The organism is Flavobacterium sp. (assembly GCF_044373165.1).
Taxonomy (GTDB): Bacteria; Bacteroidota; Bacteroidia; order Flavobacteriales; family Flavobacteriaceae; genus Flavobacterium.
In genome coordinates this window covers 1-9,622 of the sequence record NZ_JBILQL010000087.1, presented here as the reverse complement: position 1 = coordinate 9,622, position 9,622 = coordinate 1, and the positions used below count along the sequence as shown (strand labels likewise).

The following is a 9,622-nucleotide window of genomic DNA, read 5'->3' as shown; positions in this document are numbered from 1 at the left end:
CTATTTTAGGCGGTGCCAATAGTATAGCGAATCTGCCATACGATACGTTGTACCACAAAGACAATGAGTTTGGAGACCGAATAGCTCGTAACCAATTGTTGGTATTAAAACATGAAAGCTATTTTGACAAAGTCAACAACGCAGCCGACGGCGCTTATTACATAGAATCATTGACCGAACAATTGGCCGAAAAAGCTTTACTCCTATTTAAAGACATCGAAGCCAACGGTGGTTTGATTACCCAATTAATCGATGGGACTATCCAACGAAAAATCAGCGAAAGCGCGGCCAAAGAACAAGAATTGTTTGACAGCGGCAAAGAAGTTTTATTGGGCACCAACAAATACCCGAATAAAAACGACAAAATGAAACACGACCTCGAGTTGTATCCGTTTGTCAAACAAAATCCACGCAAAACCTTAATCACTCCGGTGATTGAAAAACGATTGGCCGAGAAACTGGAACAAGAACGTTTATCGCAAGAAGTATAATCATGAGAAAGGATATTCAACATATAAAATTAGAGCAATCAGCCGTTAGCAATCAGCCATTAGCTAAAAGCCAACAGCTAAAAGCTGACAGCTTCCTCACCGCAGAAAACATCCAAGTTAAACCAACCTATTCTAAAGAAGACATCGCTGATTTAGAACACCTAGGTTTCGGAGCCGGATTTGCGCCTAACTTGCGTGGTCCATACGCCACTATGTATGTACGCCGACCATGGACCATTCGCCAATATGCCGGATTTTCGACTGCGGAAGAGAGTAATGCTTTTTACAGAAGAAACTTAGCGGCCGGACAAAAAGGCTTGTCCGTTGCTTTTGATTTGGCCACCCATAGAGGTTATGATTCTGATCATGATAGAGTGGTAGGCGATGTTGGAAAGGCCGGAGTAGCCATCGATTCAGTGGAAGACATGAAGGTTTTGTTCGACCAAATTCCGCTCAACGAAATGTCGGTTTCCATGACCATGAACGGTGCTGTGTTGCCCATCATGGCGTTTTACATCGTAGCCGCCGAAGAACAAGGTGTCGCTCCCGAATGGCTTTCAGGAACCATCCAAAACGATATTTTGAAGGAGTTTATGGTACGAAATACTTACATCTATCCGCCTACTCCATCCATGAAAATTATAGCCGATATCTTTGAATACACTAGTAAAAAGATGCCGAAGTTCAACTCGATTTCGATTTCAGGCTACCACATGCAAGAAGCCGGAGCTACCGCCGACATTGAATTGGCGTACACTTTAGCCGATGGCTTAGAATATATCCGAACCGGATTGGCTGCCGGCATGAAAATAGACGAGTTCGCGCCTCGCCTTTCGTTCTTTTGGGCGATTGGCATGAACCACTTTATGGAAATCGCCAAAATGCGCGCCGGCAGAATGTTGTGGGCGAAACTGTTAAAACAATTCAATCCTCAAGACGAAAAATCACTGGCCTTAAGAACGCATTGTCAAACTTCGGGATGGAGTTTAACCGAACAAGATCCGTTCAACAATGTGGCTCGTACGACTATCGAAGCGGCTGCTGCTGCATTTGGTGGAACGCAATCCTTACATACCAACGCCTTAGACGAAGCCATTGCCTTACCAACAGATTTCTCTGCCCGTATAGCTCGAAATACGCAAATTTTTTTACAGGAAGAAACCAAAATCTGCAAAACCGTCGATCCTTGGGCCGGCAGTTATTATGTGGAAAGCTTAACCGCAGAAATTGCCGAAAAAGCCTGGGCTTTGATTCAAGAAGTAGAATCCTTAGGCGGTATGACCAAAGCCATTGAAGCCGGTATCCCGAAACTGAGAATCGAAGAAGCCGCGGCACGCAAACAAGCCCGAATCGATAGCGCCCAAGATATTATAGTAGGCGTTAACAAATACCGTTTGGAAAAAGAAGATCCGTTGCACATTTTGGATGTAGACAACCAAATGGTGCGCCAACAACAAATTGAGCGTTTAAACCAAATCAAAGCCACACGCGATACGGACAAGGTTAAAGCTAGTTTGGCAAAGATTACAGAGAGTGCCCGAAACGGTGGCGAAAATTTACTATCTTTAGCCGTAGAAGCAGCCCGAAGCCGAGCTACCTTAGGAGAAATCAGTGATGCCTTAGAAGTGGTTTTCGGACGCTATAAAGCACAAATCAGAAGTTTTAGCGGCGTGTACAGTAAAGAAATCAAAAACGACGAGAGCTTTGAAAAAGCCAAACAATTAGCCGACGCTTTCGCCAAGAAGGAAGGCCGTCGACCACGAATTATGATTGCCAAAATGGGACAAGACGGTCACGACCGAGGTGCCAAAGTGGTAGCCACCGGTTATGCCGACGTAGGTTTCGACGTAGACATTGGACCGCTATTCCAAACACCCGAAGAAGCGGCCAAACAAGCCGTAGAAAACGACGTACACATCTTAGGGGTTTCTTCCTTAGCGGCCGGACACAAAACCTTAGTGCCGCAAGTGATTGAAGAATTAAAAAAATACGGTCGTGAAGACATTATGGTCATCGTAGGCGGAGTGATTCCGGCGCAAGATTACCAATTCTTGTTTGACGCAGGCGCTGTAGCGGTTTTCGGTCCGGGAACAAAAATTAGTGAGGCAGCGATACAAATTTTGGAGGTCTTAATTGAAGAATAAGGCCTAAAAAAATTATACTTTAAGAACGTTGTCAAATAAGACAACGTTCTTTTTTTATAAAATTACTGATTTTCAATATTTTATACTTAACTTTAATCTCCCTTAATCTTGTAGTGTAACCTAAAATTACCAACCATTAAAACCAATAATTTTATGAAAAACAAGATTTTTAAATGGATTGCGTTGAGTGCAATTGTAGCTCTGACTATAGCTTGTAATCCAAAAAAAGAAGACACCACCACCGAATCTGCTTCGGTTGACAAAGAACAAATTAAAGGTGAAATTCAAGCCTTGGAAAACAGTTTTGCCGATGCTCTTAATACCGGTAAAACTGAAAATGTGAATTACTATGCGGAAGATGCGGTAAGCTATGAACAAAACAAGCCACCCATGATTGGCAAAGCAGCCATTGACGCCAAAATTGCAGAAGATGTCAAGAAAAACGATGGAACAAAAGTAACTTTTATTACAAATGAAGTTTTCCCTTCAGGCGATGGAAATATAGTGGTGGAAATAGGTAGCTACAAAGTTTCTGATTCTTCCAATGATGCCAAATACAGCGGAAATTTTATAGCCTATTTTGAAAAAAGAGACGGTAAATATGTCTGTGTCAGGGATATGGGTGCTTCGGACCAACCTACAGAGGAAAAGAAATAAAATCAAAACAGTAAAGCACCTCAATCGAGGTGCTTTTTAGATTTTTTCTTATCCGGAATTATTATAAATATGTTGTTGTAACAATTGTAACGTTATGTGGACATAAAACTTTATTACTTTTGTGTCTATCATTTTAAGTGATTTTTAATGAGAAGAGTTCTAGCCATACTCCTTTTAACCCTTTACGTTTCTTCTTCAACCGAATGCTTCGAGTTGTTGAAGATTCCTGCTTTGGTGGAACATTTTTACGACCATAAAGAAGAAAATCAATCCATGAGTTTATGGTCATTTCTTTGCTTGCACTACGGTCATGGCGATGTAAACGATGCTGATCGTGATGAAGACATGAAACTGCCTTATAAAAGTGTAGACTGCAACAATGGCCTGACTTACTTAACCTTGTTACCTGAAATCAATTTTGAAATCAGTCGTCCTAAATTCCAATTTAAAGACAAATCGGAGACCGATTTTTACCTAAGTCGCATCTATTCTTCCGACCATGGTTCCATTTGGCAACCGCCTAAAATAGCTTAATTACATAGTGTTTGTTGGTTGATTTACGCCAACAGTAAAATAGTATTCATTAAGTTATTTAAAAATCATGTTAAATAAAATTATCGCTTTTTCCGTTAGGAATAAGCTTATCGTAGGTTTGTTTACCATTGCGCTTTTGCTCTATGGCATCTATGAAACCACCAAATTGCCTATTGATGCCGTTCCTGATATCACCAATAATCAGGTGCAAGTTATCACGATTGCACCGTCTTTCGGAGCGACCGATATAGAGCGCTTAGTTACCTTTCCGGTTGAGCAAGCCAACAGCAACATTCCGGGTTTAAAAGAAATCCGAAGTTTTTCACGCTTTGGCTTATCGTTAGTCACTATCGTTTTCGACGATGAAACCGATATTTATTGGGCACGTCAGCAAGTCGCCGAACGCCTGCAGCAAGTTCAAACCCAAATTCCCGCCGGTATCGGAACACCCGAACTTGGACCTGTTTCTACTGGTTTGGGCGAAATATACCAATACGTAGTACGTCCCGAAAAAGGCTACGAAGACCAATACGATGAAACCGAACTCAGAACCATACAAGATTGGATAGTTCGCCGACAACTCTTAGGTGTTAAAGGCGTTGCCGAAGTGAGTAGTTTTGGCGGAAAATTAAAACAGCTGGAAATTGCCATTGAACCGGGCAAACTTAACGCACATGGCTTAACCATCAATGATGTTTTTGACGCTCTAGAACAAAACAATCAAAATACCGGTGGTGCGTATATCGAAAAAGGCGCCACAACCCTATTCATCCGAAGCGAAGGATTAATCGGTAAGATGGAAGACATTGAAAATATTGCCGTTAAAGCGACACCAAGCGGTACACCCGTATTTTTAAAAGACATCGCCAAAATTACTACCGGACATGCCACTCGTTACGGCGCACTTTGCTATAACGACGAAGGCGAAGTAGCCGGTGCTATAGTAATGATGCTCAAAGGCGCTAACAGTAGTGAAGTGATTAAAAATGTGAAAGATCGCATCGAACTCATCAAAAAAACACTACCGGAAGGCGTGACCATCGAACCGTTCTTGGACCGAACCAAAATGGTGAACAACGCCATCGGAACAGTTGAAAAAAACCTTTTGGAAGGTGCGCTGATTGTGATTTTTGTATTGGTATTATTCCTGGGTAATTTCCGCGCCGGTTTAATTGTAGCTTCGGTGATTCCGTTAGCCATGCTATTTGCTATTATCCTGATGAATACCTTCGGCGTGAGCGGTAACTTGATGAGTTTGGGCGCACTCGATTTCGGTTTAATTGTCGATGGTGCCGTAATTATTGTGGAAGCGGTAATGCACCAACTCACCCATAGTAAGAAGTTCAGCCATATCAATAGTATATCGCAGAGCAAAATGGACAAAGAAGTGGAAACTTCTGCCGGCAAAATGATGAACAGTGCGGTATTCGGCCAAATCATCATTTTGATTGTGTACTTGCCTATATTCACTTTAGAAGGTATCGAAGGTAAAATGTTCAAACCGATGGCACAAACTGTAGCCTTTGCTTTATTGGGTGCGTTCTTGTTATCGCTGACCTATATTCCTATGATGAGTGCTTTGTTTTTAAGTAAAAAAATCAATCACGAACCGAATTTCTCCGATCGTATGATGTTCAAATTGGAACGCCATTACCAACATTGGTTGCAAACGGCTTTGAATTATCAAAAAGCCATAATCGGTAGTGTTATTGCGCTTTTCGTCATGGCTGTATTCGTGTTGAGCTCTTTAGGAGGCGAATTCATTCCGGCTTTAGAAGAAGGCGATTTTGCAGTGGATACCCGAGTTTTAACCGGAAGTAATCTGAATACAACCATAGAAAGCACGCAAAAAGCAGCTCATATTCTAAAGACGCAATTCCCGGAAGTAGAAAAAGTAGTCACCAAAATCGGAAGCGGTGAAGTACCTACCGATCCAATGCCAATGGAAGCCAGTGATATGATGGTCATTCTGAAAGACAAATCGGAATGGACCTCAGCCACAACCTTCGACGAATTAGCCGAAAAAATGAGCAAAGCTTTGCAAGATGTACCCGGAATTACCGCCGGTTTTCAGTATCCGGTACAAATGCGTTTTAACGAACTCATGACCGGAGCGCGTCAAGATGTGGTTTGTAAAATATTCGGCGAAAATCTCGATACATTGGCGGTTTATGCTGAAAAATTAGGCAAAATTGTCAATACCGTTGATGGTGCCGAAAATCTTTTTGTGGAACCGATAACCGGTATGCCGCAAGTGATTATTGAATACAACCGACCTGTAATTGCGCAATACCATTTGTCTATCGCCGATATTAATCGCGTGGTAAATACCGCATTTGCCGGACAAAGTACCGGATTGGTTTTTGAAGGCGAGAAGCGATTTGAATTGGTCGTTCGCCTCGACAACGACAAACGCAAAGACTTGGAAGATGTGAAAAATTTACTGATTCCAACGCCAAACGGAACTCAAATCCCGTTATCGCAATTGGCCGATGTGTCTATTAAAAACGGTCCGAATCAAATCCAACGCGAAGATGCCAAACGCCGAATTGTTGTCGGATTCAACGTGAACGGACGCGATGTGGAAAGCATCGTAAACGAATTGAAAACCAAAGTCGACCAACAAATAAAACTCCCTGCCGGCTATTACACCACTTATGGCGGTGCTTTTGAAAACCTCAACCAAGCCAAAGATCGTTTGATGATAGCGGTTCCGATTTCTTTATTCATGATTTTCATCTTGTTGTTCTTCGCCTTCAAATCGGTCAAACACGGCTTGCTGATTTATTCGGCCATTCCGCTATCGGCTATAGGCGGTATTTTCTTTTTGGCCTTGCGCGGTATGCCTTTCAGCATCAGTGCCGGCATTGGTTTTATCGCCTTATTCGGAGTTGCTGTATTGAACGGTATCGTGTTGGTATCTGAATTTAACCGACTTAAAGCGGAAGGTATGGACGATTTGCATCGCATCGTTTTAATGGGAACCAAAGTGCGTTTGCGTCCGGTGTTAATGACTGCTTTCGTGGCATCTCTAGGGTTTTTACCGATGGCCATCAGCAACGGTTCAGGTGCTGAAGTACAAAGACCGTTGGCAACCGTAGTAATTGGTGGTTTGATGATTGCGACCTTATTAACCTTATTCGTCTTACCGATACTTTATGTCACTTTTGAAAAAGGATTTAAAATGAAACTTTCCTCTAAAACAACACTACTTCTTTTATTGCTTTTTTTAGCCGTGATTCCGGCCAACGCCCAAACGAAAATGACATTGGATGAAGCCATAAAAACTGCTTTCAGCAACAACCAATCGGTAAAAATTGATCGATTAAGAGCCGATTACCAACAAAAACTGATTCGTTCCGCTACCAATTTGCCAACCACAAACTTCAACTCGGAAATCGGGCAATTCAACAGCAGTTTTACTGATACTCGTTTCGGCATTGCACAATCGTTTGATTTTCCAACAGTATACAATCGCCAAAAAAAGGTACTGACCTCAGAATGGAAAACAGATTCGGCCTTAGTAACATTGAGAGAAGCTGCTTTGAAAAAAGAAGTCGCCCAAACCTTTTATGCCATCGTAACATTGTCTGAAAAAGAAAAATTGTTGCAAAAAAGCGATACGTTACTGACCGAATTCCTGCGCAAAGCATCGTTACGCCTGCAAAAAGGAGAAAGCAATCTTTTGGAAAAAACCACCGCAGAAACGCAATTAGGACAATTGAAATTGCAATTATTACAGCTGCAACAAGACAAAGCGCTTTGGAGCAGCAAATTGCAATTACTGTTAAATTCGGAACAAATGGTGATTCCTTTAGCCAATTCACCCAAAGTTGAATTCAAAGACGAAGAGACTATGGATATAAAACAACACCCGTTAATGCAAAGTTTGGAGCAACTAAAAGCGACTGCAGCTGCCCAAACTCAGCTCGAAAAAGCTCGAAAATTACCGATACTGACTTTGGGCTACAACAATATGTCGATTACCGGTACCGGCGCCGATAATGTGTTGTACGACAAATCGACCCGTTTCCACTCGGCGCAAATTGGCTTAGGCATACCATTGTTAGGCGGTTCTCAAAGTGCTAAAGTCAAAGCCGCCAAAGTAAAGGAACAAATAGCTACCGAAGAATACGAAAGAGAGAAAAACAACTTAGAGCGACAACGCATTCAAATTGAGTTGATGGTTAAAAACAATGCCGAAAGGCTGACTTATTTCGAGAAAACCGGTTTACCGAATGCAATCCTAATTTCGGAAACGGCTAACCGTCAGTTTTTAGGTGGCGATATCAATTACCTCGACTGGGTCATGTTGGTCAACCAAGCCTTAACCATCCATAACAGTTACATCGACACGGTAAACCTATACAACGAAAGTGTCATCGAATGGAATTACCTTACTTCAAAAAATTAATTATGAAAACAAAAATCATATTAGCAGCTTTCGCCATCATTAGTTTGAGCTGCAACTCAAATAAAACCGAATCGGAAACGAACACCAATAATGTATCCGAAAAAATAGTTACCCTAACGGATAAACAATATCAAAATGCAGGTTTAGTAATCGAACCAACTCAGGAAAGAACGGTTTCTGCGACTGTCAACTTGAATGGCGTTATTGATGTTCCGCCACAAAACTTAGTTTCAGTAAGCATGCCTTTGGGCGGTTATTTAAAAAGCACCAAACTCCTTCCGGGCATGCACGTTCGTAAAAATGAAGTAATTGCCGTGATGGAAGACCAACAGTACATACAGTTACAACAAGAATACTTAACCACGCAATCCAAATTGTATTTTGCCGAAAAAGAATACGAACGCCAACGCGATTTGAATCAGAACAAAGCCAGCAGTGATAAGGTGTATCAAATGGCCGATGCCGAATACAAAAACATGCGTATCTCACTCAATGCCTTAGCCGAAAAACTTCGATTAATTCACATCAACCCCAAAACCCTATCGGAGAAAAACATCTCTAAAAGCGTTAATATCCTCTCGCCTATTGACGGTTTTGTTTCTAAGGTGAATGTGAACATCGGGAAGTATGTCAATCCGGCCGATATCTTATTTGAACTCATCAATCCGGATGACATTCATTTGAACTTAAAAGTGTTTGAAAAAGACATTAACGGACTGTTTATCGGCCAAAAAGTGATGGCTTACACCAACAGTCAACCCGATAAAAAACACGAATGCGAAATCATTCTCATCAGTAAAGACATCGCTACCGACGAACACAGTACCGAGGTTCACTGCCATTTTTCTAAATACGATAAAACCCTGTTGCCGGGTATGTATATGAATGCCGTGGTTGAGTTGAAAAGAAATGCCGTTCCAACTTTACCCGAAGATGCCTTTGTTACCTTTGAAGGGAAAGAATACGTTTTTGTAAAAGTGAACGAACGCCAATTTGAAATGACCGCAGTCAAAACCGGTAACAGCGAAAACGGCTTCACAGAAATAGTCAATCCCAAAGTTTTGAAGGATAAAAAAATAGCCGTCAAAGGTGCTTACACTTTGCTGATGCAATTAAAAAACAAATCAGAAGAATAATTTTTGCTACTTCACCATTAAAAAAAGCACCTCAATCGAGGTGCTTTTTTTATCTTTACCAAAAACAAAGGCATGTCAAAACTTCCGCATATCGGCACCAGCATTTTTACCGTAATGTCGCAAATGGCTACCGAACACCAAGCCATTAACTTGTCGCAAGGTTTTCCTAATTTTCCGGTAGACGAACGATTGACTGCTATAGTAGCCAAACTCGCCACGGCTAATATACACCAATACACGCCCATG

6 protein-coding genes are annotated in these 9,622 nt (G+C 41.7%); all 6 read left to right on the top strand.

Annotated features, from left to right (window positions below; translation table 11 throughout):
• On the top strand, positions 1-491 hold a 491-nt coding region (locus ACIQ32_RS10210), incomplete at its 5' end, for a methylmalonyl-CoA mutase family protein (RefSeq protein WP_396195592.1).
• Positions 492-493: 2 nt separating this feature from the next.
• A complete protein-coding gene (gene scpA, locus ACIQ32_RS10205; protein ID WP_396195591.1) occupies positions 494-2,635 on the top strand; it encodes a methylmalonyl-CoA mutase in 2,142 nt (713 codons plus the stop codon).
• Between the two features lie 153 nt (positions 2,636-2,788).
• A complete protein-coding gene (locus ACIQ32_RS10200) occupies positions 2,789-3,292 on the top strand; it encodes a YybH family protein (protein WP_396195590.1) in 504 nt (167 codons plus the stop codon).
• Between the two features lie 147 nt (positions 3,293-3,439).
• The gene (locus tag ACIQ32_RS10195; protein WP_396195589.1) at positions 3,440-3,826 is read left to right on the top strand and encodes a hypothetical protein; all 387 of its coding nucleotides are present in this window, start codon (positions 3,440-3,442) and stop codon (positions 3,824-3,826) included.
• Between the two features lie 67 nt (positions 3,827-3,893).
• Complete coding sequence (locus tag ACIQ32_RS10190; RefSeq protein WP_396195588.1) at positions 3,894-8,240, top strand: CusA/CzcA family heavy metal efflux RND transporter; 4,347 nt, start codon at positions 3,894-3,896, stop codon at positions 8,238-8,240.
• 2 nt (positions 8,241-8,242) lie between these two features.
• A complete protein-coding gene (locus tag ACIQ32_RS10185) occupies positions 8,243-9,376 on the top strand; it encodes an efflux RND transporter periplasmic adaptor subunit (protein WP_396195587.1) in 1,134 nt (377 codons plus the stop codon).
• Positions 9,377-9,622 lie beyond the last annotated feature (246 nt).

What these genes read in the sequence shown, in the direction of transcription:
- scpA (WP_396195591.1), top strand. Translation starts at nt 494, where the DNA reads ATGAGAAAGGATATTCAACATATAAAATTAGAGCAATCAGCCGTTAGC.
- ACIQ32_RS10200 (WP_396195590.1), top strand. Translation starts at nt 2,789, where the DNA reads ATGAAAAACAAGATTTTTAAATGGATTGCGTTGAGTGCAATTGTAGCT.
- ACIQ32_RS10195 (WP_396195589.1), top strand. Translation starts at nt 3,440, where the DNA reads ATGAGAAGAGTTCTAGCCATACTCCTTTTAACCCTTTACGTTTCTTCT.
- ACIQ32_RS10190 (WP_396195588.1), top strand. Translation starts at nt 3,894, where the DNA reads ATGTTAAATAAAATTATCGCTTTTTCCGTTAGGAATAAGCTTATCGTA.
- ACIQ32_RS10185 (WP_396195587.1), top strand. Translation starts at nt 8,243, where the DNA reads ATGAAAACAAAAATCATATTAGCAGCTTTCGCCATCATTAGTTTGAGC.